This window comes from Sphingomonas donggukensis, assembly GCF_023674425.1.
Classification (GTDB): domain Bacteria; phylum Pseudomonadota; class Alphaproteobacteria; order Sphingomonadales; family Sphingomonadaceae; genus Sphingomonas; species Sphingomonas donggukensis.
Window position 1 is genome coordinate 1,378,056 of sequence record NZ_CP098401.1, and the last position, 24,607, is coordinate 1,402,662.

Annotated in this window: 24 protein-coding genes and 1 pseudogene; 4 read left to right on the forward strand and 21 right to left on the reverse strand. The window is 69.7% G+C overall.

The window, feature by feature from the left end:
• Positions 1-52: 52 nt before the first annotated feature.
• The 4 genes and pseudogenes from M9980_RS06770 to glnE all read right to left on the reverse strand — a co-directional run.
• Positions 53-670: pseudogene (locus M9980_RS06770) on the reverse strand (M23 family metallopeptidase); the annotation flags it as partial.
• A gap of 245 nt (positions 671-915) precedes the next feature.
• Positions 916-1,704, reverse strand: coding sequence for a ferritin-like domain-containing protein (locus tag M9980_RS06775; protein WP_250754669.1), 789 nt, complete (start codon positions 1,702-1,704; stop codon positions 916-918).
• Complete coding sequence (locus tag M9980_RS06780) at positions 1,701-2,174, reverse strand: peroxiredoxin (RefSeq protein ID WP_250754671.1); 474 nt, start codon at positions 2,172-2,174, stop codon at positions 1,701-1,703. Before M9980_RS06780 ends, M9980_RS06775 begins: the two co-directional genes overlap by 4 nt.
• Positions 2,171-4,906 (reverse strand): bifunctional [glutamate--ammonia ligase]-adenylyl-L-tyrosine phosphorylase/[glutamate--ammonia-ligase] adenylyltransferase, encoded by a 2,736-nt coding sequence (glnE, locus tag M9980_RS06785; protein WP_250754673.1) that lies wholly within the window; start codon positions 4,904-4,906, stop codon positions 2,171-2,173. Before glnE ends, M9980_RS06780 begins: the two co-directional genes overlap by 4 nt.
• 79 nt (positions 4,907-4,985) lie before the next feature.
• Here glnE and M9980_RS06790 point away from each other — a divergent pair, with 79 nt between their 5' ends.
• Entirely contained in the window at positions 4,986-5,150 is a 165-nt protein-coding gene (locus M9980_RS06790) for a hypothetical protein (RefSeq protein ID WP_250755080.1), read from the forward strand.
• Positions 5,151-5,200: 50 nt separating this feature from the next.
• Here the strand turns inward: M9980_RS06790 and M9980_RS06795 are convergent, their stop codons facing one another.
• The 3 genes from M9980_RS06795 to M9980_RS06805 form a co-directional block, all read right to left on the reverse strand.
• The gene (locus M9980_RS06795; RefSeq protein ID WP_250754675.1) at positions 5,201-5,848 is read right to left on the reverse strand and encodes a sigma-70 family RNA polymerase sigma factor; all 648 of its coding nucleotides are present in this window, start codon (positions 5,846-5,848) and stop codon (positions 5,201-5,203) included.
• Between the two features lie 88 nt (positions 5,849-5,936).
• Complete coding sequence (locus M9980_RS06800; RefSeq protein ID WP_250754677.1) at positions 5,937-6,086, reverse strand: hypothetical protein; 150 nt, start codon at positions 6,084-6,086, stop codon at positions 5,937-5,939.
• 41 nt (positions 6,087-6,127) lie between these two features.
• Complete coding sequence (locus M9980_RS06805; protein WP_250754679.1) at positions 6,128-6,928, reverse strand: response regulator; 801 nt, start codon at positions 6,926-6,928, stop codon at positions 6,128-6,130.
• A 259-nt stretch (positions 6,929-7,187) separates the two neighbouring features.
• On the opposite strand from M9980_RS06805, the gene M9980_RS06810 reads away from it, so the two are divergent.
• The 3 genes from M9980_RS06810 (at position 7,188) to M9980_RS06820 (ending at position 9,329) form a co-directional block, all read left to right on the forward strand.
• Positions 7,188-7,328 (forward strand): NepR family anti-sigma factor, encoded by a 141-nt coding sequence (locus M9980_RS06810; RefSeq protein ID WP_250754680.1) that lies wholly within the window; start codon positions 7,188-7,190, stop codon positions 7,326-7,328.
• A gap of 28 nt (positions 7,329-7,356) precedes the next feature.
• Complete coding sequence (locus M9980_RS06815; RefSeq protein ID WP_250754682.1) at positions 7,357-8,919, forward strand: sensor histidine kinase; 1,563 nt, start codon at positions 7,357-7,359, stop codon at positions 8,917-8,919.
• Between the two features lie 275 nt (positions 8,920-9,194).
• Entirely contained in the window at positions 9,195-9,329 is a 135-nt protein-coding gene (locus M9980_RS06820) for an entericidin A/B family lipoprotein (protein WP_250754684.1), read from the forward strand.
• Between the two features lie 80 nt (positions 9,330-9,409).
• On the opposite strand, the gene tatC is transcribed toward M9980_RS06820, so the two are convergent.
• The 14 genes from tatC to ftsA all read right to left on the reverse strand — a co-directional run bounded on the left by tatC (position 9,410) and on the right by ftsA (position 24,596).
• Positions 9,410-10,174: a twin-arginine translocase subunit TatC gene (gene tatC, locus M9980_RS06825; protein ID WP_250754686.1), complete on the reverse strand. Its 765-nt coding sequence runs from the start codon at positions 10,172-10,174 to the stop codon at positions 9,410-9,412.
• The gene (tatB, locus tag M9980_RS06830; protein WP_250754688.1) at positions 10,171-10,629 is read right to left on the reverse strand and encodes a Sec-independent protein translocase protein TatB; all 459 of its coding nucleotides are present in this window, start codon (positions 10,627-10,629) and stop codon (positions 10,171-10,173) included. Before tatB ends, tatC begins: the two co-directional genes overlap by 4 nt.
• A gap of 55 nt (positions 10,630-10,684) precedes the next feature.
• Positions 10,685-10,921 carry a twin-arginine translocase TatA/TatE family subunit gene (locus M9980_RS06835; protein ID WP_250754690.1) on the reverse strand — a complete coding sequence of 79 codons (237 nt, stop codon included), beginning with the start codon at positions 10,919-10,921 and terminating at the stop codon, positions 10,685-10,687.
• Positions 10,922-10,950: 29 nt separating this feature from the next.
• Positions 10,951-11,526, reverse strand: a complete 576-nt coding sequence (scpB, locus tag M9980_RS06840) for an SMC-Scp complex subunit ScpB (protein WP_422921393.1) — start codon at positions 11,524-11,526, stop codon at positions 10,951-10,953.
• Complete coding sequence (locus tag M9980_RS06845) at positions 11,523-12,260, reverse strand: segregation and condensation protein A (protein WP_250754691.1); 738 nt, start codon at positions 12,258-12,260, stop codon at positions 11,523-11,525. The genes scpB and M9980_RS06845 overlap by 4 nt, the downstream gene beginning before the upstream one ends.
• Positions 12,257-13,264, reverse strand: a complete 1,008-nt coding sequence (gene nagZ / locus M9980_RS06850) for a beta-N-acetylhexosaminidase (RefSeq protein ID WP_250754693.1) — start codon at positions 13,262-13,264, stop codon at positions 12,257-12,259. The genes M9980_RS06845 and nagZ overlap by 4 nt, the downstream gene beginning before the upstream one ends.
• Positions 13,265-13,295: 31 nt before the next feature.
• Positions 13,296-14,030, reverse strand: coding sequence for an SPOR domain-containing protein (locus M9980_RS06855; RefSeq protein WP_250754695.1), 735 nt, complete (start codon positions 14,028-14,030; stop codon positions 13,296-13,298).
• The gene (gene argS / locus M9980_RS06860) at positions 14,027-15,757 is read right to left on the reverse strand and encodes an arginine--tRNA ligase (RefSeq protein ID WP_250754697.1); all 1,731 of its coding nucleotides are present in this window, start codon (positions 15,755-15,757) and stop codon (positions 14,027-14,029) included. The genes M9980_RS06855 and argS overlap by 4 nt, the downstream gene beginning before the upstream one ends.
• 44 nt (positions 15,758-15,801) lie before the next feature.
• On the reverse strand, positions 15,802-16,959 hold the full coding sequence (locus tag M9980_RS06865) for a DUF1501 domain-containing protein (protein WP_250754699.1): 1,158 nt from the start codon (positions 16,957-16,959) through the stop codon (positions 15,802-15,804).
• A 5-nt stretch (positions 16,960-16,964) separates the two neighbouring features.
• The gene (locus M9980_RS06870) at positions 16,965-18,506 is read right to left on the reverse strand and encodes a DUF1800 domain-containing protein (RefSeq protein ID WP_250754701.1); all 1,542 of its coding nucleotides are present in this window, start codon (positions 18,504-18,506) and stop codon (positions 16,965-16,967) included.
• Positions 18,507-18,597: 91 nt separating this feature from the next.
• The gene (locus M9980_RS06875) at positions 18,598-19,764 is read right to left on the reverse strand and encodes a deoxyguanosinetriphosphate triphosphohydrolase (protein ID WP_250754703.1); all 1,167 of its coding nucleotides are present in this window, start codon (positions 19,762-19,764) and stop codon (positions 18,598-18,600) included.
• Positions 19,764-21,656: an SPOR domain-containing protein gene (locus M9980_RS06880; protein WP_250754704.1), complete on the reverse strand. Its 1,893-nt coding sequence runs from the start codon at positions 21,654-21,656 to the stop codon at positions 19,764-19,766. Before M9980_RS06880 ends, M9980_RS06875 begins: the two co-directional genes overlap by 1 nt.
• A 114-nt stretch (positions 21,657-21,770) precedes the next feature.
• The gene (gene ftsZ / locus M9980_RS06885; RefSeq protein WP_250754706.1) at positions 21,771-23,222 is read right to left on the reverse strand and encodes a cell division protein FtsZ; all 1,452 of its coding nucleotides are present in this window, start codon (positions 23,220-23,222) and stop codon (positions 21,771-21,773) included.
• 111 nt (positions 23,223-23,333) lie between these two features.
• Positions 23,334-24,596 (reverse strand): cell division protein FtsA, encoded by a 1,263-nt coding sequence (gene ftsA, locus M9980_RS06890; RefSeq protein WP_250754708.1) that lies wholly within the window; start codon positions 24,594-24,596, stop codon positions 23,334-23,336.
• Between the last annotated feature and the right edge of the window lie 11 nt (positions 24,597-24,607).

Genomic DNA, 24,607 nt, shown 5'->3' on the forward strand with positions numbered 1-24,607 from the left:
GGAGATAGGCGCGATCACCGGTGGCGGCAACTGCGCCGGGCGGGCGATCGGCTCAGCGATTGATCGCCGGACCGCCCATCGCGACCGGCTGCATCGGCGACGCCTGATAAGCGGGCGTCGTGTCGGCGACCTGCAGATACGGCGTCGGATTGACCGCGCGCCCGTCGATGCGGACCTCGTAATGGAGGTGGCTGCCGGTCGAGCGCCCGGTCGACCCCATCAGGCCGATCAGCTGGCCGCGCACGACCTTCGTATTCGGCTCGACCAAGATCTTGGAGAGATGGCCGTAGCGAGTCTCGATCCCGCGACCGTGGTTCAGCTCGACGAGGTTGCCATAGCCCCCCGCCCGCTCGGCGCGACCGACGATGCCGTCGGCGGTGGCGTAGATCGGCGTGCCGATGCGGCCCGGGATATCGACCCCGGCGTGCATGGCGGCAGTGCCCCGGAACGGATCGGAGCGGACCCCGAAATTGCTGGTGAACTGAAGGTTGGCGACCGGCTGGATCGACGGGATCGCGATCACGGTCTGCTCGGGGCTGTCGAGCTTCTTCCAGGTCTGGAACAGCGTGCGGAACTGGGCGTCGGAGGTCGCGGTCGGCAGCGCGCCGATGTCGGTCGATACGGCAGCGACCGCAGTCACCGGCTCCAGCGGGCCACCCACCGCGGCGCGGGGCGCTGGCCGGCTCTCGGCAGAGGCGGTCGGAACGACACCCATGCCCGACAGGAGCAGCGCGACACCGAAACCGATGCGACCGCGCGTGATCGAGACGGCGATCGTGGAAACTACGGAAGTGGACATTGATCCCCGCAACCCGAAACAGCCCGTCCCCGCCCTGAAACCGGGGTTGAAGCATTTGAAGACTGTCAGAAAAGAGCCCCCTCCGCCCTGACGCCAAAAGGATGCGGGGCTTTGGGTTAACGGGCAATAGCGGCGTAATATTCCCGCGTCAGACCGGCAGAGTCGCGCGCCGAGTCGTTGAATGGACCCTTAATCGTGCCGCGGAAATGCTGCGTCACCAGCTTTTGCCACGTCGCTTGGGGATCGAAACCGCGCTCCGCACAGCCGAATTCGAACCAGCGCGTGCCCGCCGCGACGTGGCGGACCTCGTCGCTCAGGATACGACGCAGGATCCGCGCGGTCGGCGCGTCGCCCGCCGCCTCGACCCGCGCCAGCGTCGCCGGCGTCACGTCCAGGCCGCGCGCCTCCAGCACCATCGGTACGACGGCCAGCCGGGCGAGCGGATCATGGGCGGTGTCGCCCGCTGCTTCCCACAATCCGTCGTGCGCGGGCAGCGCGCCGTAGCGGCTGCCGAGCGCATGCAGCCGCCGGTCGAGCAGTGCGAAATGCATCGCCTCGTCCGCGCCCACCGCCAGCCAGTCGTCCGTAAATGCACGCGGAAACGTACCACCGAAGCGACCGGCAATGTCGAAGGCGAGATCGATCGCGGCGAATTCGATGTGGGCGATGGCGTGGACCAGCGCGATGCGGCCATGCTGCGATCCTTTGCCCCGGCGCGGCATGGCGCTCGGCGGCAGCAGTTCCGGCTCTGCGGGGCGTGCAGGCCGGTCGGGCATCGGCGTGTCGAACCGCCAGTCGAGCCGTCCCAGCCGCCAGTCGCGCGCGACCTTCCGCGCGGCGGCGATCTTTGCGCGCGGATCGCCGGTCGCCAGCACGCCCGCGATCGCCGCGGCGACGCTGGTCACAGCGCGCGCGCGGCGGCCAGCACCTGCTCGGCGTGGCCGGCGACCTTCACCTTGCGCCACGCCCGCACCAGCGTGCCGTCGGCGCCGAACAGGAAAGTCGAGCGGTCGATGCCCATGTATTTGCGCCCGTAGAGCGACTTTTCCTGCCAGGCTCCGAACGCCCCCAGCACAGTGTTCGCATCATCGTCGCTGGCGAGCGGGATCGTCAGTCCGTGTTTGGCGGCGAACTTGGCGTGCTTGGCGGGAGAATCCTTCGAAACGCCGAGCACGGCGACACCCGCGGCGGCGAAGTCGGCGGCGAGGACAGAGAAATCCTGTGCCTCCCGCGTGCAGCCGGGCGTGTCGTCCTTGGGGTAGAAATACACGACCAGCGGCGCACCGCGATAGTCGGCCAGCCGGATCGGGCCATCGGCACCGGCCAGCGTCACGTCGGGGATGGCATCGCCCTCGGTCATCGGCCCCTCGCTCATCGATCGTCTCCGGTCACCTGCGCCCATGCGGCGCGGACGTCCTGCCGCGTGGCATCCAGACAGGCAAGCACGCCGTCCCAGTCGTCGATCGCCAGCGCCCGCGCAACCAGCGCCCGCGTGGCCGGGGCGGGCGGCTGTGCATCGGGCGCCACCAGCCGCAGCGTCACCAGCAGCCGGCTGAGGAAATCGTGCGCCCGCCGCAGCGACGCTGGCAGCAATCCGGCGGCGACCAGCGCGTCGATCGCCCGGCCCAGGTGAGGATCGAACCCGGCGCGGTTCCGCAACTGCGCGACGTGCACCGCGAATTCCAGGTCGACGAGCCCGCCGTCGAGCAGCTTCGCATCGAGCGGTCCTGCCGGCGGCTTGTGCGCGGCCATGTCGGCGCGCATCTGCACCGCGTCGGCGACGATGTCGCGCTCGGGCCGGTCGCCGGCCAGCACCTTTGCGATGATTGCATCGACCGCCGCGCGCGCCGGTGGCGACCCGAAGATCGCCCGCGCCCGCGTGAGCGCCATATGCTCCCACGTCCACGCACTCTCGCGCTGATACCGCTCGAACCCGTCGAGCGACACGACCAGCGGCCCGGACGCTCCCGACGGCCGCAGCCGCGTATCGATCTCGTAGAGCGGGCCCGAAGCGGTCGCCACCGACAGCGCCGCGGTCACCCGCTGCGCCAGACGGTTGTAGTAGAGGACGGCGCCAAGCGGCTTTTCCCCGTCCGACTCGCCGGCGAAGTCGCCGGTGAACAGGTAGATCAGGTCGAGGTCCGACGCATGGGTCAGCGCCGCGCCGCCCATCCGACCGAGTGCCAAGATCACGAGCTCGCTGTCGGGAACGCGACCGTGTTTGGTTTCGAACTCGGTGACGGTGGCCGCGGTCAGCACCTCGATCGCCGCCTCCGCGACCCGCGCATAGCCCGCCGACACCTCCAGCGGATCGGCGGCGCCAGCGACGATCTGCGCGCCCAGCGCAAACCTTTTCTCGCCGACGACACGGCGGACGTGGTCGAGCAACCGCTGGTAATCGTCGCCCGCTTCGCCCGCGCGCATTTCGTCGGCGAGCGCGGCGACGCTGCCCGCCGGGTCGAATGCGGTCGCGTCGATCAGCCCGTCGAGCAGCCCCGCACGCCGCCCCAGCGCCTCCGCCAGCGTCGGCGCATGCGCCAGGATCGCGGTCAGCAGTGCCAGCAGCGCAGGCCGCGCGGCGATCAGCCGCAGCGTGTTGATCGCGCTCGGCAGGCGCGACAACATCGCGTCGAGCCGCATCAGCGCGGCATTGGCGTCGGGCGCCTCGCCGATCGCGGCGATCAGTGCGGGCAGCACCGCCTCCAGCGCCGATTGTGCCGCAGCGCTGCGCAGCGCGGGATAGGCGCCGCCGCGCCACGCCTCGATCCGCTGGACGGCAGCGGGCGCGTCGTCGAACCCGGCGACGGCCAGTTGCGCCTCCAGCGGCGCGGCGGACACCGCCACCGACACGCCGGGTTCAGCATCCAGCGCGTCGTAAACCTCCCCCACCCGTTCGACATGCGGGCGCAGCAGGTCGAGCAGCGCGTCACCGTCGGCCAACCCGTGCAGCCTTGCCACCCGGTCGAGCGGCTCGCCGGCGGCGGGCAGCGCGTGGGTCTGGCGATCGTCGATCATCTGCACGCGGTGCTCGATCGTGCGGAACAGCGTGTAGGCCTCGGCCAGCGCGACGGCGTCATCGGAATCGATCCGCCCCGCCGACGCCAGTGCCGCAAGGGCATCGCGGGTGGCGGGCGCGCGCAACGCAGGCTCGCGGCCGCCGTGGATAAGCTGGTGGATCTGCGCGAAGAACTCGATCTCGCGAATGCCGCCGCGCCCGCGCTTCAGGTCGTAGCCGGGGCCGAAGCGCTGCCCCTGCGCATAATGGTCGCGCACCCGGCGGGAGATGCCGCGAATTTCCCGGATGGTCCCGAAATCGAGCGCGCGACGCCATACGAACGGGCGGATGGTGGCGAGAAACCCCTCCCCCAGCACGACGTCGCCGGCGGCCGCGCGGGCGCGGATGAAGGCGGCGCGCTCCCACGGCAGCGCCTGCGATTCATAGTATCCGATCGCCGCCTCGATCGGCAGTACGATCGGCGTGATCTCGGGCGACGGACGCAACCGCAGGTCGACGCGCAGGACATAGCCGTCGCCGTCGCGCGCCTGCAGCAGTTCGACCACGCGCCGCCCGATGCGCACCGCTGCCTCCTGCGGCTCGTCGCGCTCGCGGCGTGGCAGCGTGGCGGGATCGAACAGCAGGATGGGGTCGATGTCCGACGAATAGTTGAGCTCGCGGCTGCCCTGTTTGCCGAGCGCGATCGCGGCCAGGCCGGTGTTCGGCGCACCGGGCACGCGCTCGGCGATCGCGGTGCCGATGGCGGTGTCGAGCGCGCGGTCGGCGAAATCGCTCAGCAGCCGCGTCGTGCGGGTCAGATCAAACCGCCCGGACAGGTCGCCGATCGCCACGATCAGAGCCAGCCGTCGCCGGGCGAACCTGAGCGCGCTCGCGACGGGTCGGTCGGAATCGATCGCGACCGCCGCCAGCGGATCGTCCAGCCACGTCCCGATCCGCGCGCGGACGTCGCCGTCGCGGGCGATGCAGGTGGCAAGGAAGGGCGACCATCGCTCGGCCCGCTCCAGCGCCTCGATCGCGTCCGCCACGCCCCCCGGGGGAGCGTCCGCGACGGGTCTGCCCGCGGTGGCCTCGTCCGGTTGCGTGTCGATCATGCGACGCCAGCCTGCGCGCCCGAAAAGCTGATGTGAAGCAACATTTCCGCGCTTAGGGCGTTTGGGAGGAATGGGACATGTGGATCAATCGTCGAAGCAGCCGATCGTGGTGGCGCGGCCCCGCGCCTGCGATGCGATCGGCGTGTCCCTGCGCAATGCCTTCGCCCGCGAAGCGCGCGTGCCCGACGACATGTCCGCGCTGCTCGGCGCGCTCGGGCGCATCGACAGACACCAGGCGCATTAAGCGACCGACCGCTGTCAACCTGCCCGGCTTGAACACGCTGTCGCGCGCGGTCAGCCCGGCCCGTCGCGGCTGAGGTCGTCCACCTCGTCCATGATGGTGTCGAGCGCAGACTTGCTGCCCGCGTCATGCTCACGACGCGACGGCAGGCGCCCCTCGGTCAGGATCGTCTCCAGCGCCACGCGCCCGCGGGCGACGCGGCTCTTGATCGTACCGACCGCAACGCCGCAGATTTCCGCGGCTTCCTCGTAAGCGAAGCCGCCCGCGCCGACCAGGATCAGCGCCTCGCGCTGCGGCTGCGGCAGGTGGAGCAGCGCGCGCTGCATGTCGGTCAGCTCGACGTGCCGGTCCTGGCTCGCCGGCGCGGCCAGGATGCGGTCTGCGACCAGATCGTCCCACTCGCCCTTGAACCGCGCTCGGCGCATCTGGGACAGGTACAGGTTGCGCAGGATGATGAAGGTCCACGCGCGCATGTTGGTGCCCGCCTGGAACCGCTGGCGCGCGGCCCATGCCTTCAGGAGGGTTTCCTGCACCAGATCGTCGGCCACGTCGCGGCTGCCCGACAGCGAGCGCCCGAAGGCGCGCAGGTGCGGGATGACCTGGCCCAGCTGGACCTTGAACTCGTCGTCGCTCAGCGGAACGTGCGGGACATATTCCGTCACGGCGTCGTCGGTATCGTCGTCTTGGGCGTTGTCAGTCATCAATATCCGTTCGCAGGGGCGTGCCGACACGATAACGCGCTCGCACAGGATTGCGAGCGCGCCGTTACCGCATGGAAAATGGAAGGCGTCAGGTCAGCAGGTAGATCAACGCAAAAACGATGATGACCAGGCCGAGCGAGATACCGAGGATGTAGCGCGTCATCCCCGGCGTCGCCCCGGCGCGCGCACGATCGGAGTCGATGTGCTGGTGCCCTTCGGAATCGATATTGTTCGACATGTCGCCTTAAACCCCCCAGATTCGTTTTGGGTCCGTGATTATTACGCGACCGGCGCGGTCGACTGGTCGAAGAACAGCGCTTGGCTGATCGCCGCCTTCACGGTCGCGCGCTGGAACGGCTTGGTGATAAGGAACGTCGGCTCGGGCCGCTCGCCGGTCAACAACCGCTCGGGGAAGGCGGTGATGAAGATGACGGGCACGTCGAACTTCGCCAGAATGTCCTTCACCGCATCGATGCCCGAGCTGTCGTCGGCCAGCTGGATATCGGCGAGCACCAGGCCCGGGCGATCCTCCATCGCCAGCGCGACCGCTTCGTCGCGGGTCACGGCGACGCCGGTCACTTCATGGCCCTGGTCGCGCACGATCGCCTCGATATCCATCGCGATGATCGGCTCGTCCTCGATGATGAGCACGCGGGCGCGGGTCTGCTGGTCGATTTCCGACAGCGCATCGCTCACCAGCGCGTCGACGCGCGAAGTGCTTTCGTTGATGAGATAGGCGGTATCCTCGACCGTGAAGCCCTCCATCGCGGTCAGCAGCAGCGCCTGGCGCGACAGCGGCGCGATGCGCGACAGGCGTGCGCGCGCGATCGCTTCCTGATCGCTGCCGCCGTCGTCGGGCTCGGCCCGGTTGTCGGCGTGAGTCGATCCCCAGATCGCCTGGAACGTGCGGTACAGGCCCAGGCGCGGGTCGACGTCGCGGGGAAATTCCTCGGGCGCCGCGACGATCGCCTCCAGCGTCGCGCGGACGTACTGATCCCCCTCCGACTGGCTCCCCGTCAGCGCGCGCCCGTAGCGGCGCAGGAACGGAAGATGGGGAGCGAGCTGTTGTCCAAGCGACATTTCTACCGATTACTCCTGGCTGTTCAGGCCACCCATATGGGCGCCCGCTGCGTCAAATGATACGTCTGGCATAGCCGGAAGAAATGCCCTCCCCCGAATTTGCGACGGACATGGAACAAACAACGCGGTCTTTTGTTTCATCCGCGCTCGCAAGCATCGGATACGCGCTGTTTCTGCGCTCCGGGCGGCGATACGGGTGCCCCGGCAACGACCGGGTTCTGAGGGGGAAGTGGTGAGTTCTAAGAAGGAAGACGATGCGATGCCACCCGCGAAGGCCGGAGGCAAAAATACCGGGCGTGGCGAAAAGAACGTCGGTGATGCCCTGCGCGCCGTCTATCACGATGCCGTGTCCGAGACGATTCCCGACGAGATGCTCGACCTTTTGAACAAGCTCGGCTGACGGCCCCCCGCCGGCGATGCCCCCCGACATGACGATCGAACGACCGGCGGCCCGTCGGGATGGCAGCTTCGCGCGCTGGCCGACCGGGGCGAAGGTATTCGCGATCCTGAGCGCCGCGCTGCTGCCGCTGGCGCTCATCGTCGTCGCCGCCGCGTTCCAGACCACGCGCACCGCCGATCTCGAGAATCGCACGCGGCTGCGCGTGGCGGCGACGGAAGCGTCGCGCACGCTCGCGATCGAGCTGCTCGGCGACGTCAACGCGCTACGCTCCGCCCTGCGCGCGATCGAGAGCGACCCCGCCGACGCGCCAAGCTGCGCCCGCGTACGAGGCATCTTTGCCCCCGCCACGTCGACGGGTACCGCCTTCGGCATCTACGACGCCGCCGGTACGCTGCGCTGCGGACAAATTGTGCCCGACGCGGTGCTGCCCGAGGCGGACGGCCTGCATGCCGAAGTGCTGCCCGGTCGCGGCCTGACCCTGACGCTCAGCGGCTCGCGCGGCCAGGCGCGTGCCAGCGTCTTCTTTCCGGCCCGCTTCCTGGCCGAAATCAGCCGCCCGAGCGGCTTCGTCGCGCCCTATTCGCTCGAACTGACGTCGCCGCGCGACCGTCTGGTCCTCCGCCCGCTCGACGACATGGCGCTGCTGCGCACCGACCGGCGGATCGTCGACATCGGCTTCGACGGGCTGCAACTCGACATGGCGACCGCGGCGGCCCCGATCACCTCGCCGGCGCTGGTGGCGATGCTGCTGCCGATCGTGATGTGGGTGGTCGCATCGGTCATCGGCTGGATCGTTGTAGACGCATCGCTGATCCGCCCGCTGCGGCGACTGCGCCGCGGCGTCGACGCATACAAGCCCGGCACCGTCTTCGACACGGTCAGCATCGGCACGATCCCGGCGCAGGAAATCCGCGAGCTGGGCGATACATTTCGCGGGCTCAGCCAGACGCTGGTCGCGCATGAGGCGGATCTGGCCGAAGGACTGGTGCGCCAGACCAAGCTGACGCGCGAGGTTCATCACCGCGTGAAGAACAACCTGCAGGTCATCGCCAGCCTCATCAACTTCCACGCGCGCAGTTCGCCGTCGCCCGAAGTCGCCGGCGCCTACGCGACGATCCAGCGCCGCGTCGATGCGCTGGCGGTCGTCCACCGCAACCACTTCGCCGAAATGGAAGTCAACCGCGGCCTCAGCCTACGTTCGGTGATCGGCGAGCTCTCGGCCAATATCCGCGCGACCGCTCCCGACGCGTCGGCACAGCTCGGCATCACGCTGGAGGTCGAGCCGTTCCTGGTGTCGCAGGACGTGGCGGTCGCGGTCGCGTTCCTCATCACCGAGCTGGTCGAGCTGGCGATGTCGGTCCAGCCTGCCGCGCAGGTCCGGGTGTCGCTCAGCGCGGGCGAAACGCCCGAGCGCGCGGTCATGCGTGTCAGCTCGCCGGCGCTGGTCGAGGGCGAGGCATTGAGCGCCGCGCTGCGCGATCGCTACGGACGCATCATCGAGGGCCTGTCGCGCCAACTCCGTTCGAAGCTGCATCACGAACCGCTCGCCGGGGCTTACGAAATCGCAATCGCGGTGCTGGGACGCGACTGACGTTTTTTTCCAATTTTTCGTTGGAACCCTTTTGCGCTGTCCACGTTCTACACCTCGGATAGTGAATTTATGCCCCCCCGCTCTCGCTATCCAAGACCCAGGCCCGGAAGCGTCAACCCTCCCCCCCCGGTGGCGCTTCCGGGCCTAACACTTCCCAAGACACAGTATCCATCGCCCGCCGGTCGCACTCCGTCGCGGGCGTCCTTGCGTTTGCGGAACGAAGGGCGGCATCGAACATTCTCGTTCGACCAACCCTGCAATCCAAGGATTCCATCATGCGTAAGCTTATCACCGCTGCCGTTCTTGCCGGGACGATGGCGCTCGGCGCCTGCAACACGGTCGAGGGCGTCGGCAAGGACGTGAAGTCGGCGGGCGATACCGTGGCGAAGACCGCGGACGGCGCCAAGTAACGCGCCGACGTCCATGAAAAAGGGGCTGCGCCAGACCCGACGCAGCCCCTTTTTCTATGCCCGTGATAGACCTGGTCGCGTCAGGCCGTATCCCCTGCCGCGACCTGCTTCGCGCGCTTGCGCTCGGTGAACCAGATGCCGATCAGCGCCAGCTCGTACAGGATCACCAGCGGGATCGCGAGCAGCAGCTGCGATCCGATATCGGGCGGCGTCAGCACCGCGGCGATGCCGAACGCGCCGACGATAGCATAACGGCGCGCGCCGACGAGCTGCTTGCGGGTGACGATCCCCGCTCGCTCCAGCAGCATGAGAAGGATCGGCAGCAGGAACGCCAGGCCGAACGCGAACAGGAACTGCATCACGAAGGACAGATACGGCCCGACCGTCGGAATCGCCTCCTGCTGCACGCCGCCCAAGTCGCCCTGGTAACTCAGCAGGAAATGCACCGCGATCGGGATCGCCATGTAATAGGCGAGCGCCGCGCCCATCGTGAACAGCACCGGCGTCGCCAGCAGGAACGGCAGCAGCGCGCGCTTTTCCTGCTTGTACAGGCCCGGCGCCACGAACTGCCACAACTGCATCGCGATGACCGGGAACGACAGCATCATCGCGGAAAAGAACGCGACCTTGATCTGGACGAAGAACGCCTCGAACAGCTGGGTGAAGAAGATCTTGTCCTGCCCCGCCGCGACGAGCGGATGGACCAGGAAGGCGAAGATCGGACGCGCGAAATAGAAGCAGACGCCGAAACACGCGACCAGCGCGAGAACGCAATAGAGCAGGCGGCGGCGCAGCTCGATCAGATGGTCGAGCAACGGGGCCTGAGTATCGTCGATGTCCTTCACGACGCATCCCTGTCGCTGGTGGGTGGCGGCGGCGCGTCGTTGAAGGCGGGGCGGACCACCGGCGGCTCGACCAGCCGGGGCGCGGCATCCTCGGACGCGAACCGCCCGTCGCCGATCAGCGGCGGTGCGCTCGGCGCTTCCGCCGGCACATGCTGCGCGGCAGGCGCAGCATCGTCGCCGGGGGCCATCAGCGCGGCCTGCGGCGCATGGCTGGCGTCGACGGGATGCTCGCGCATGATCCGGGCGTTCTCCTCCGCCCACTTCTTTTCCATGTCGGCCATCTCGGCCTCACGCACCATCGAATCGAAACCGGATCGGAACTGGCGCGCGACGCCGCGGGCCTTGCCGACCCAGTGGCCGACGAAGCGCAGCGCCCGCGGCAAATCCTTCGGGCCGATCACCAGCAGCGCGACGATCGCGACCAGCAGGAGCTCGGTAGGGGCTACATCGAACATGCGGAAACCCCGCCGCGCGCCGATATGGCGCCGCGGCGATCAGGAGGGACGTGGATCAGCGACGCTCTTCGCGCGCGCGCTCCGCCTCGGGCGTGAAGGCGGGCTCGACCGGCTTCTGCGCTTCCAGGCGGGTCGGCGCGACTGGCGTCTCGTCTTCCTCGGCCATGCCCTTCTTGAACTGTTTGATGCCCTTGGCGACGTCACCCATCATGTTCGAGAAGCGGCTGCCGCCAAACAGCAGGATAACGATCACGGCCACGACCAGCCAGTGAACCAGACTCATACCACCCATCGAACGTCTCCAAATCGGTTGACCGTTATCTAGGCGTCATCGACGTTATTTTCCACGGCATTCTCGAAGGCGAGGTCAACCGGATCGAGCAGCCCCGCCGCGCGCAGATCGTCGATGCCGGGCAGGTCGCGGCGGGTGGCGAGGCCGAAGTGGGTGAGGAAGCCCGCGGTGGTCGCATAGGTGAGCGGCCGCCCCGGCACTTCGCGGCGCCCGGCGGGGCGGATCCAGCCCGCCTCCATCAGCACGTCGAGCGTCCCCTTCGAGATCTGCACTCCGCGGATCGCCTCGATCTCGGCGCGGCTGACGGGTTCGTGATAGGCGATGATGGCCAGCGTCTCGATCCCCGCCCGGCTCAGCTTGCGGCTGTCCTCGCGGTCGCGGCGCAGCAGGTGCGCGAGGTCGGCTGCGGTCTGGAAGTGCCAGCGCCCGCCGCGCTCGACCAGTTCGATGCCGCGACCGGCATAGATTTCGCCGAGGCGCGTAAGCGCGGCGGCCACGTCCGCTTCCGTACCCACATGCAGGCGGATGTCGGCGACGCTCATCGGCGCGTCCGCTGCGAACAGCACCGCCTCGACTGCGCGGGCGAGCGATTCGGCGGGCGTCACGATACCGCCGCGCGAAGGTAGAGCGGCGCGAACGCCGATGCCTGCTGCAGATCGATGCGTCCCTGCCGCGCGAGCTCGAGCGCCGCGACGAAGCTGGAGGCGAGCGCCGAGCGGCGATAGCTGCCGCTCGCGCCGTGGGGCAGGAAACTCTCGATCGTCGACCAGTCGATGCGGATGCCGATCAGCTCGGACACGCGAGCAATGGCGACGTCGAGGGTCATTACATCGCGGTCGGCGACGACATGCATCACCGGGCGGGTGCGCGCGCTGATGCGACCGTAAGCCGCGATCAAATCATAGATTTCGGCGTGCCACTGCGTCTGGCGTACCGTGCGCAATCCCTCAGGGCATCCGCGCGGAAACACGTCGCGGCCCATGCGGTCGCGGGCGATCAGCCGGGCGCCGGCCTCCCGCATCGCGCTCAGCCGCTCCAGCCGCAGTTGCAGCTTCAGCGCCAGCTCCTCGGGGCTCGGCGTCTCCTCCGGGTTGCGGGGCAGCAGCAACGCGGACTTCAGGTACGCGAGCCACGCCGCCATCACGAGATAGTCGGCGGCGACCTCCAGCTTCAGGTCGCGCGCGCCGGCGATATAGGCGAGATATTGCTCGACCAGCGCCAGGATCGAGATCGCCTTGAGATCGACCTTCTGCGTGCGCGCGAGCGTCAGCAGAAGGTCGAGCGGCCCCTCCCACCCCTCAAGGTCCAACGTCAGCGTGTCGGCGTCGCCGCCGTTCACGCCAGCGCCAGCAGAGCGTCGCGCTTGGCGACATGTTCGGCGATGTCGCCGTCGAAACTGCGCGTGACGCTCGCCATCGCCCGGTCGAGGCGCGCGCGCGACACGTCGGAAATCTCGCCCAGCCGGTCGGCGATGTCGTGCATCTCGTCCATGCGCGCCCAGCAGTCGAGCACGACGTCACACCCCGCGGCGATCGCGCCCGCGGCCTTGTCTCCCGCAGTGCCCGACAGCGCCTTCATGTCGATATCGTCGGTCATCAGCAGCCCGTCGAACCCGATCCGCCTGCGGATCACGTCGGCGATGATGGTGGGCGACAGGGTGGCGGGGTTGGCCCGGTCCCACGCCTCGAACACCAGGTGGCAGGTCATGCCCATCACGGCATGGGGCGCGAGCGTGCGGAACGGGGCGATGTCCGCCTCCAGCTCGGCGTCGCTCGCGTGGACGACGGGCAGTTCGTAATGGCTGTCCACCACCGCGCGTCCGTGGCCGGGCATGTGCTTGACGACGCCGACGACCCCGGCCGCGGCAAGTCCGTCGAGCGTCGCACGGCCAAGCGCCGCCACCTGCATCGCATCGCCCCCGAACGCGCGGTCGGCGATCGCGGCGACGGTGCCGTCGAAGCGGCGGTCGAGCAGCGGCGCGCAATCGACGGTGATCCCGACGTCCGCCAGCATCGCGCCCAGCGCCTGACCGTTCGCCTTGGCCGCCGCGATCGCCGACATCGGCGCGGTTTCGTAGAGCGCGTCGAACGCCGGGCCGGCGGGAAAGGCGGGCCATTCGGGCGGCTTCATCCGCGCGACGCGCCCGCCCTCCTGATCGATCAGGATCGGCAGATCGTCGCGCCCGGACAGAGCGCGCAACTCGTCGGTCAGCGCGCGCAGTTGCGCCCGCGTCTCGACGTTGCGCCCGAACAGGATGTAGCCGAGCGGGTCGGCCTCGGCGAAAAAGGCGCGTTCGTCGGAGGTAAGCGACAGGCCGGACAGGCCGAAGATGACAGGCTTCATGCCCGCATCCTATCGCCCCCGATCGGCCTTGTCAGTTGGGAACGAAACAGGCCTCGCCCGCGACCTTCAGCTTGCCGCAGATCGTGTTCGCATTGCCGTTGCTGCCGGCGTTCACGCGCAGCCGGTACACGGTGCGCCCGTTGACGTCGGCTTTCTCGATCGACTTGCCGAGCGAGGCGACGTAGCCGAACCGCTTCGACGAGGCGTCCCAGGCGGCGTTGGCGGCGGCTTCGCTCGGGAACGAGCCGAGCTGGACGAGCGCGCTACCGCTGCCGTCCTTGCTGGCGCGGATGGTCGGCATCGCCGGCGCCTGCGCGGTCAGCCGCCCGCCCGCGGCAGGGACGTTGGCGACGACGGTGGCGCTGCCCGCCCCGGCCTTCGGCGCGGGCTTGGCGGTCTTGCCGGCGACCGGTGCCTCGGGCACCGCGCGGGTGTTGATCGTGCCGTCGGCCTTGGCGCCTTCGGACGCGCGGAACACGCTGTCGCCCTCGCCATCGACCTTCATCCCGCCGGGTTCGTCAGGCTTGACCTTATAGTCGCCTTCCTGCGCGGCGATCAGCTCGCCCGATCCGGTGGCGGCGCGGTGCGTGCGGAAATAGTTGAAGCCCCAGATCGCGGCGGCGATCACGACCAGCCCGGCGACGATCAGCCCGATGACGCGACCCGCCGATGGCCCCTCACGATACTCGTCCTCGGCGGATTCGAGCCACGGCAGCCGATCGTCCTCGGCAAAGGCCGGCTGTTCGCCATCGGTCGTCGTGTTCATCCGCCCATCTCCTCGACGGCCGCCACCCCCATGACAGCCAGGCCATTGCGGATAATCTGCCCGATCGCGTCCGCCAAGAAAAGTCGCGCGGCGGTCAGCCCTGCGTCCTCGGCGATCAGGAAGCGGCGCGACGGATCGTCATTGCCCATGTTCCACAGAGCGTGAAATTCCGCGGCCAAGTCATAGAGATAAAAGGCGATCCGGTGCGGCTCGCGCGCCGCTGCTGCCGCCTCCACCAACCGCGGAAACTGCGCCGCGCGCTTCACCAGCGCCAGCTCCGCCGTGCCAAGCTGGGACAGATCGACTGTCTCGGGCAGCACGATCCCGGCCTCTACCGCACGCCGGTGCAGCGAATGGACGCGGGCGTGGGCGTATTGGACGTAGAAGACCGGATTGTCCTTCGACGCCTCGACCACCTTGGCGAAGTCGAAATCCATCTGCGCGTCGGCCTTGCGCGTCAGCATCGTGAAGCGGACGACGTCCTTCCCGACCTCGCGCACCACATCGGCGAGCGTCACGAAATTGCCAGAGCGTTTGGACATCTTCACCGGCTCGCCGGCGCGCAGCAGCCGGACCATCTGGACGAGCTTCACGTCGAACCGCGTCTTGCCGCCGGTCAGCGCCTGCACCGCGGCCACGATGCGCTTGACGGTGCCGGCGTGGTCGGCGCCCCAGATGTCGATCAGCTGGTCGGCGCTCTCGGCCTTCTGGAAATGATAGGCGAGGTCGGCGCCGAAATAGGTCCACTGGCCGTTCGACTTCTTGATGGGCCGATCCTGATCGTCGCCGAACTGCGACGATCGGAAAAGCGGCAGCTCGACCGGCTCCCAATCCTCGGGCGTCTCGCCCTTCGGTGCCTCGAGCACGCCGTCGTAGACGAGCCCGCGCGACCGGAGCTCGGCCTCCGCCGCTTCGGGCTTGCCCGCTGCCTGCAATTCCGCTTCGGAGGAGAACAGGTCGTGGTGGATGCCGAGCAGCGCGAGATCGGCCTTAATGAGCACCAACATCGCCGCGACCGCGCGGGTGCGGAACAGCGGCAGCCATTCGTCCTCCGGCGCGGCGACATAGCGGTCGCCGAATTCGGCGGCGAGCGCCTGGCCGACGGGTACCAGATAGTCGCCCGGGTACAGCCCTTCCGGAATCTCGACCGTCTCGCCCAGCGCCTCGCGGTAGCGCAGGTGGACCGAGCGGGCGAGTACGTCGACCTGACCGCCGGCATCGTTGACGTAATATTCGCGGATCACCTTGTGCCCGGCGAATTCGAGCAGGCTGGCGAGTGCGTCGCCGACCACCGCGCCGCGGCAATGGCCCATGTGCATCGGGCCGGTCGGGTTGGCCGAGACATATTCGATGTTGACGGTGACGCCCTGCCCCGCGGTCGAGCGGCCATAATCGGCGCCGGCATCGGCGATCGCCGACAGCTCGTCGCGCCATGTCGCGTCATCGAGGGAGAGGTTGATGAACCCCGGCCCCGCCACCGACACCGCGGACACGCCGGCGACCTTGGCTAGTTCGCCCGACAGCGCCTCGGCCAGCGCCCGCGGGTTGGTGCCCGCAGGCTTGGCGAGCACCATCGCAGCGTTGGTGGCGAGATCGCCGTGCGAGGCATCGCGCGGCGGCTCGATGGTGATGGCACGGCGTTCCAGCCCGGCGGGCAGCGTGCCGGCGGCGACGAGCGCGTCGAGGGCGGAATCGATATGGGCGGCGAAGCGTGGGTAGAGTGTCATGATGCCCGCGCCCCTAGCCCAAGGCGCCGGCAAAGAACACTGGGTCAAACGCTGCGGGTCAGCCCCTCCACCGCGCGCACCGGCCCCGCCGCCGGGAACAGCGCCGCGGTCATGCGCGCGGGGTCGACACCGAAATGCGCCGCGGTCGCGCCGGCGATGACGCCGTCGAGGCTGGCGGTCGGCTTCAGGTCGCGGGCTTCGTAGAGGTTCGCGGGCGCCAGACCCGGCCAGTCGGCGATCACCCGCCCGCCCTTCACGCCGCCGCCGAGCAGCATCGCCGCCGACGCCGTGCCGTGGTCGGTGCCGCCAGTGCCGTTGACCGCGACGGTGCGCCCGAATTCCGTCGCGACCAGCACCATCGTGTCCTTCCAGAGCGGCCCCAACCCCGTCTTGATCGCGCCGATCATCGCGTCGAGCCCGCGCAACTGCGCGGCCAGCCGCCCGCTCTGCCCCGAATGCGTGTCCCAGCCCCCGGTTTCGATCATCGCGATCCGCGCGCCATCAGCGGGCGCGAGCAGCCGCGCGGCGAGCGCTCCGGTCGCGGCGGCGTTGCGGCCATTGTCCGCGGCCAGATCGCCGGTCAGCGCGCGCGTGGCGTTCGCCTGTTCCCAAAGCGCGTGCAGCTGCGCATCGCCGGCATAGAGCTGCGTCACGCGCGCGAGCAAATCGTCGGATGCATCCGGCAGCGCCGAGGGGGCGTAGGACGCGACCTCCACCTTGCCACGCAGCGCCATCGGCACGGTCGCGGCAACCGCGATGCCCTTAGCCTGCTCCTGCGGCAGCACCGACAGCAGGCGATTCAGCCAGCCGTCCTTGATCTGGTAGGCATCCTTGCCACCGCTCTCGAGCACGTTCTGGCCATCGAAATGCGAGCGGTCGCGGTAGGGTGAGGCGACGGCGTGGGCGAACAGCGCCTCGCCGCCCTTGTAGAGCGCCGCGGTGTTGGCGAGTGCAGGATGCAGCGCGAACATCGCGTCGAGCTTCGCCGCGCTGGCGAAGTCCTGCGCCAATGCGCCGCGTGCTGCGGCATAGGCGGGGTCGCCGACGGGCGCGAGCGTGTGCAGCCCGTCGGCGGCGCCGCGCTGAATGATGAAGACGAAGCGTTTCTCGGTCGGCGCGGCGGCGAACGCGATGCGCGGGGCGAAGGCGGCGCCGATCGCGGCGAGCGTGCCGGTCGACACAAAGGTGCGGCGGGTAAACATGGTCGTTATCTCCGCATGAAATCGGGTGAGACGAGCAGTAGCGCGAGGCCCTGCGACGGGCTTTCGGCGCGAGCGATCGCCTGGGTGGTCGCGGCACTGGCGCTGCCGGGGAACAGCTGCGCGGCGCGGGCGCGCGGGTCGATCTGCTGGTTGGCGCGCGTCGCGAACCGCTCCGCCGCCTCGACCCGACGCATGATCGCATCCGGCCCCGCCCAGCTTGGCGCGGTATCGTCCCATCCCGCAGGCGATCCGGGTCGCCACGTCGGCTGGCCCAGTTGCTGGAGCAGGCCGACCGTCTGCGGCGTGCCGAATTCGCGCAGGCCGAGCGCCCGGAGCGTCGACACCGACCATTCCCAAGGCGTCTTGAACTTCGCCGGCTGCGTCGCCCACGCCTCGGGCGACGCGATCAGCGCGCGGTAGATGGTCGGCAGGTCGCCGCCCGACTGGAGGAACGCCGCCTCGACCCGCGCGACCGCGGCGGCGGGGGGATCGTCGGCGACGAAGTGGCGCACCAGCTTCGTCGCGATATGGCGCGCGGTGGCGGGATGCGCGGCGAGCATGTCGAGCACCGCCGCCGCCTGCGCCTGACCGTCCTGCGCAAAACCCCTCCCCATGATCGTGCGGGCGCCGGGTTCGTGCAGGCGGGGCGCGAACACGAAATCGCCGGGGCGACCATCGGTCCCGGCCATCCGTCCGCCGCCCCGGCCGAGCCCGGCTACCGTCCACCCGGTCATCGCGCGCGCGAATTCGGTGACGTCGCCCTGCGAATAGCCGGTGCGGACGCCCAGCGTGTGCAGCTCCATGATCTCGCGCGCGAGGTTCTCGTTCAGGCCGGGCTTGCGTCCCTGCCCCTGCCCGCGCGCCGCCCGCGCCGCGGCGACCTGCGCCAGCGGGCTGTTCGGCCCGACAGATTGCGCCTGATCGAGGTACATCAGCATCGCCGGATGCCGCTCGACCGCGAACAGCATGTCGCGGAAGCGGCCCAGCACGTGCGGGCGAATCGCCTCGAACTCGAACGGTCCGGCCAGGCCGACTACGCGCATGCCATCCGCCGACACCGCGAAATGGTTTGCCCAGAAATGCACCAGCCGTTCGACGAAGGGCGTCGGGGTGGCGAGCGCGGCGTTCATGCGCAGGCCGACCGACTGGGTGTAGAATTCGCGCCCCTGCCGCCGCATCGCCACCGCCGCGCGCTCGGTATCCGACATGGGTTGGGCGTCCTCGCCCGCAACCTGACGCGGGCCGGCGGGGCGGCGGTTGGTCGGCGCCATCGCCGCCCCCTCCTCCATCGCCGGCGCTTGCTCTGCCATAGCGGCGCGGCGGCGCTGGCCCGGGCGCGCGCCACCCTGCTCTGCGCGCACCGCCTGGCGAGCCTGCTGATAATCGGCGAGCGCCTGTGCCGCGGCGGCAGCGGTGGGCGCGCCCGACACGCGCGGCTCGTACCGGTCGAACTGGTCGACCAGCCACCGCCGAGCATCGCCGGGCGGCGCATCGTCGGGGCGCGCGCCAAGCCCGAAGCGGTTGAGCGCGATGCTGGCGTCGGTCATCGATCCGTCTCCTGTCGACACCGGCCTAGGCGCGCGCTGTCGCAGAAGTATGTCACGCGCTCGCTTCGTCGCGGCGATGCCTCGGCTGGCGTCAGAACCCCTCGGGCAGCGCGATGTCGCCCACGTGTTCGCGGTAGCGGGTAACGGCGTAGCGATCGGTCATCCCGGCGATGAAATCGGCGATGTGGCGGCTGCGATCCGGGTCGGCCTCGGGCAGCCGATCGCGCCATTCGGCGGGCAGGCGCGCGGGATCGTCACGGTAGGCGGCGAACAGCCCGGCGACCACGCGGCGCGCGGCATCGGCGGCGGCGAGCTGGTTCGGGTGGTGGTACAGGTTGGCGTACATGAACCGCTTCAGCACGCGCTCGTCCTCACGCATCGCGCCAGAAAAGCGCACCAGCGCGGTGCCGGCAGCGCGGACGTCATCGACGGTTTCAACCCGCGCCGTACCGATGGCCGCCCGCGTCTCCACGATCAGGTCGTTGACCATCGCCCCGATCTGCGATCGCACCAGTTCGCCCACGAGCCGCTCGGGCGCGACGTCGGCAAACCGCGCCCGCACCGCGTCCCACCCGCGCGCGACCAGCGGGACTGCGAGCAGTTGGTCGAGGCTCAGCAACCCCGCGCGCAGGCCGTCGTCGATGTCGTGATTGTCATAGGCGATGTCGTCGGCCAGCGCCGCGACCTGCGCCTCAAGCGACGGCCATTCCCCGAGCGTCAGCGGCATCTGCGCGTTCGCCGCGGCCAGCGCCCAGCCGGGCTCGACCACCGGGCCGTTGTGCTTCGCCAGCCCCTCCAGCGTATCCCACGTCAGGTTCAGCCCCTCCCACCGCGGATAGGGCGAATCGAGCAGGGTCAACGCGCGCAGCGTGTGGCCGTTGTGGTCGAACCCGCCGTGCCCGCGCAGCGCCTCCTCCAGCGCATCCTCCCCGGCATGGCCGAACGGCGGGTGGCCGATGTCGTGTGCTAGGCACAAAGCCTCGGTTAAATCCTCGTTCAGGCCGAGCGCGCGGGCGATCGTGCGCCCGATTTGGGCAACTTCCACGCTGTGGGTCAGGCGGACGCGGAAATGGTCGCCGTCGGGAGCCATGAACACCTGCGTCTTGTGGCGCAGGCGGCGGAAGCTGATCGAGTGAACGATGCGGTCGCGGTCACGCTGGAACGCGTCGCGCGGCCCACGCTCGGACCCGCTTTGTTCCTCGTGAAGCCGGCCTTTGCTGCGCTCCGGGGTCGCGGCCCAGGGCGCAGCCTCCCGCATCAGGGCCTGAGCTTCTCGATCTTCTGGCCGGCCTCGCTCTGCCACGCGAAGGTCGAGGCGCCATCCTTCTTCAGCGCGTTGACGAAGGCCATTGCGTCGTCCTGCCCCTTGAACGGGCCGGCGAGCAGGCGATTGGTTGCGCGCAGCGGCGTGGTGTACGCCGCCTTGCCGCGGAACGCGGTCGGCGACTTGGTGGTCAGGCGCTTCCAGTCCTTGCCGAGATCGGCCTCGTTGGCGCCGCCCGCGACCTGCACCCACCAGCGGGCAGGATCGGTCTTGGCGGGATCGGGTTTCTTCGGGTCGGGCTTCTTGGGGTCCGCTTTCTTGGGGTCGGGCCTCTTCGTCTCGACCTTGGCGATCTCGACCTTCTTCGCCGGTGCCTTGCGCGCGGCGGGAGCGGGCGCGAGTTCCTCCGCCGGCACGTCGATGCCGTCGATGATCGAGGCGAGCAGAGCGGTGTTGCGTCGCGCGGTGGCGGGCGTCCGGACGGCGGCGCGCGCCGGCTCGGGCCGCGGCGTCGCAGCCACGGGCGCAGGGGTCGCGCGCGCGACCTCCATCGCGGGCGTCACGGTTGGGGCGGGCGCGGGCGCGGCACGCACCGGCGCGGCGATGGTGGTGATCTCGACCGGCGGGCGTGCGACCGGCTGCGCGGCGACAACGGTCGGCTCCGCGACCGGCGTCGGCTGGGTCGAAGCTGGCACGCGCACATCAGCCACAACGGTGGCCGTCGATGCGAGCGGCACCGGGGCGATCGTCGGCTGCCCCGCAAGGCGCGACGCCGCGGGCGCCGCCATGTTCGACGCCAGCGCGACCGGCGCCGGCTGAGGCGCGACCGGGGCGGGCGTGATCGTCGGCTGTCCCAAGATCCGCGCTGCGGGAGCCGCCACGCTCGACGTCGCCATGACCGGCGCGGGTTGCGGCACAAGGGTCGCGGTGCCGAGCGGGCGACTGGCCACGGCTCCCCCCGCTGTCGGCGTCGCCATCGGCGCACTCACCACCACGATCGGCTGCCGACCCGCGCGGCGGTTGCGGCCGCTGCGGTCGCGACCCGAATTGCGCTGCGGCGCCGCGGCGGCGACTACCACGGGTTTCGCCACCGGCGCAGGCTCGACCGGCAGCGCCGCGACCGCGGGGGCCAGTCGGGCGTCGTTGATCCGCGCCGCGGTCGGCGTCATTTCGCCGAAATGCACCGCAAAGGCGCGGTCGGCGGCGGATAGCGAGGGCAACCGTCCGAAGAACGGCGCCAGTGCCGCGCCGCCGTTCATCATGCTGGCGGCGATGGTGCGCGCGCCGTTCACGTCGCCGCTCATCGCCAGAATGCAGGCGCGCGCGCGCCACGCGGCGCGATCGCTCTTGCGCAGCAGTGGGTCGAGCAGCGCCATCGCCTCGTCCTTGCGCCCCGAAATACCGAGCGACAGCGCCAGGCGCCGCACCGTTTCGTCGGCGTGATCGGTCAACAGCGCGCGGCGATAGTCGCGCTGGGCGTATCCCGGCTGCCCGGTCAGGTCATAGGCAAGGCCGCGCTGCGCGAGATAGGGGTTCAGCGAGACGTTAGCGCGCTCGGCCTGGTCGAACAGGCGCAGCGCCTCGCCCGGGCGCTCCATCGCGACCAGGGCGTTCGCCCTGCCCGCCAGCAGCCGCGGATTGCCCGCATCGACCGCCTGCGCCCGCGCGAGGAACGCCAGAGCGGCGGCGGGATCGCCCAGCCGTGTGCTGAGGTCGGCGGCGACGATCAGCGCCGACACGTCGCGCGGATTGGCGGCAAGCACGCGCATCTGCGCCGCCAGTGCATCGGCGGTCGGCGTCGGCGGCGGCGCGAATTCCTGTGCGGCGCACGGCACCGCGACCATCGCGACGGCGATCGCGGCAATTCCGGTGCGCAGGGCGTGCATGGGGGTCATGGCCGATCGCGGATAGACGCCGCCGCACGTGAACCGGCAATGTCCGGCGAACGCGCAGGCGACGAGGCGAGCCGGACCGGCGACAAACCGGCCCGGCGCGTCACATCACTGGTTGTTCTGGCGATGCAGGAACCGCGGAATGTCGAGCGGCTCCTTGTCCGACCCCTGCGAATCCTCGCTACGCGCGCGACCGGACATACGCTCGAACAGGGTACCGCCGGTCTTGACCTTGGGCGCCGGCTCCTCGGGCACATCGTCCTCGCTCGCGCCGGTCAGCCAGCGACGGCGGATCGACGGCTCCGGCGCGGGTTCGGGGGCAGCGTCGGCGTGCGGCGCGGTCACCGACGGCGGCACGTCCATCATCGCGTCCGAACCGAGCACCAGCTCGTCCTCATCCGCGACGGCAGCGGGTGCCTGATCCTCGACCGGCGCATCCTCGAAGCGTGCTGCGACGTCCGCATCGTCGGCCACCGGAGCGGGCTCCTCGGCTTCCGACGCGGCGGGCGTGAAGCTCGGCGTCTCGCTGCGACGCGGGGCATTGAACGAGAACACGCGCGGTGCCTCAGCGACCGGAGCCGGCGCGACCTCGTCCGAAGCCTCGATCCCGGTGGCGACCACCGACACGCGGATCTTGCCTTCCAGGTCCGGGTTGAACGCCGAACCCCAGATGATGTTGGCGTCGGGATCGACCAGCTCGCGGATGTGGTTCGCGGCCTCGTCGACCTCGAGCAGGCGCATGTCGTCGCCGCCGGTGATCGACACGATCACGCCCTTGGCGCCGCGCATCGACACGCCGTCGAGCAGCGGGTTGGCGATCGCCTTCTGCGCCGCCTCGATCGCGCGGGCGTCGCCCGAGCTTTCGCCGGTGCCCATCATCGCCTTGCCCATTTCCTGCATCACGCTGCGGACGTCGGCGAAGTCGAGGTTGATGAGGCCGGGCATGACCATCAGGTCGGTGATGCCGCGCACGCCCTGCTGCAGCACCTCGTCGGCCAGCTCGAACGCTTCCTTGAAGGTCGTGTTGGCGTTGGCGATCAGGAACAGGTTCTGGTTCGGAATGACGATCAGCGTATCGACGAACTTCTGAAGCTCCTCGATGCCCGCATCCGCCGACTGCGCGCGGCGCTTGCCCTCGAACGCGAACGGCTTGGTCACAACGCCGACCGTCAGGATGCCCATATCGCGCGCCGCCTTGGCGATGACCGGGGCCGCACCGGTGCCGGTGCCGCCGCCCATGCCGGCGGCGATGAAGACCATGTGCGCGCCCTCGAGCGACTTCTGCACCTGCTCGATCGTTTCCTCGGCCGCGGCGCGACCGATCTCGGGCCGCGAGCCTGCGCCCAGCCCTTGCGTGATCTTCGTGCCCAGCTGGATGCGCGTCGGCGCCGACGACTGCTTCAGCGCCTGCGCGTCGGTGTTGGCGACGAGGAACTCGACGCCCTGCACTTCCGCCCGGATCATGTTGGCGATGGCGTTGCCGCCCGCGCCGCCGACCCCGATGACGCTGATCCGCGGAGTCAGCTCGTCCACTTCGGGCGGAAGAAATTCGATGCTCATACCCAATCTCCCAAGCGCCCCTCGTCCCCGGCGCAAACCATAGTTACCGATCGTTCTGCACCAGACGGATGCGCGGTTCTAGCGCAAAGTCGAGCGCGCCGACGCAAATCCTTAATAATTCGCCTTGAATGCCGAGAACAACCGCGCCGCCCATGTCCCGACGCGCCCCGGACGGGTGACCGCGGTGTGGCGCGGCTCGATCGACCGCAGGTCGACCGGGTCGGACGCGGCAAAGGTGGCAAGGCCCGCGAGCGTCGCGAACGCCGGGCCAGAATGCGCCTCCGGCAGCGCCGACAGCCCGCGCGGTCGCCCGATCCTGACCGCGCGACCCAGCGCCTGCTGCGCATAGTCGGCGATCCCGCGCAGCTCCGCGCCGCCACCGGTCAAGACCAGCTGGCGCCCGACCGGGTCGTCGAAGTTCAGCCGCTTCAATTCCTTCTGCACCTCGGCCATCAGCCGTTCGAGGCGGGCGCGGATGACGGTGTTCAGCTGTGCGCGGGTGATGCGCGTGCCCTCCGCCTCGCCCTCCTGGCTGACCGGCGCGACGTCGATCATCTCGTGATGGTCGCGCGGGCTCATGTTCGCCGATCCGTGGAAGCACTTAAGCCGCTCCGCCTGCGCGCGGCGGGTGCCGAACGCGCTGGCGATGTCGTCGGTGATGTCCGCGGCGCCCATGCCGATCGACGCGAGGCTGGCGAGCACGCCTTCGCGGAAGACGCTGACGTTGGTCACACCCGCGCCGATCTCGACCAGCGCGACGCCAAGTTCACGCTCCTCCTCGGACAGGCAGGCGAGACCGGTCGCGACCGGGGCGGCGATGATCGACTTCACCTCCAGATGCGCAGAGCGCACGCACAGGTCGAGGTTGCGGACCGGCGATCCGTCGGTGGCGACGACATGGATATCGACCCCGAGCTTGTCGGCGTGCAACCCCTTGGGATTGCGGACGCCGTTGCGGCCATCGAGGGTGTAGCGCATCGGCTGGGCGTGCAGCACCATCCGCCCGTTGGGGTCGATGGCGTTGCGCCCGGCGTTCAGCAATTCGTCGACGTCCTGCTGCTCGACGCGGTGGCCGCCCAGATCGACTTCCAGCTTCACCACGTCGCTCACCAGCCCGCCGGCGGAAAAGCTGACCCACACGTCCTCGATGTTGATGCCGGCGATCCGCTCCGCCTGCTCGACCGCCTCGCGCACTGCGGCCTCGGTCGCGGTCATGTCGGCGATGTAGCCGCGTTGCACCCCGCGGCTTTCGCGCTGGCCGGTGCCGAGCACGACCAGCTCGCCGCCGTCGCCTTTCTGCGCGATCAGTGCCGACACCTTCGACGACCCGATGTCGAGTGCGGTAATCAGACCTTCCGGTCCTGCCTTCGCCATAAATTCCCCCC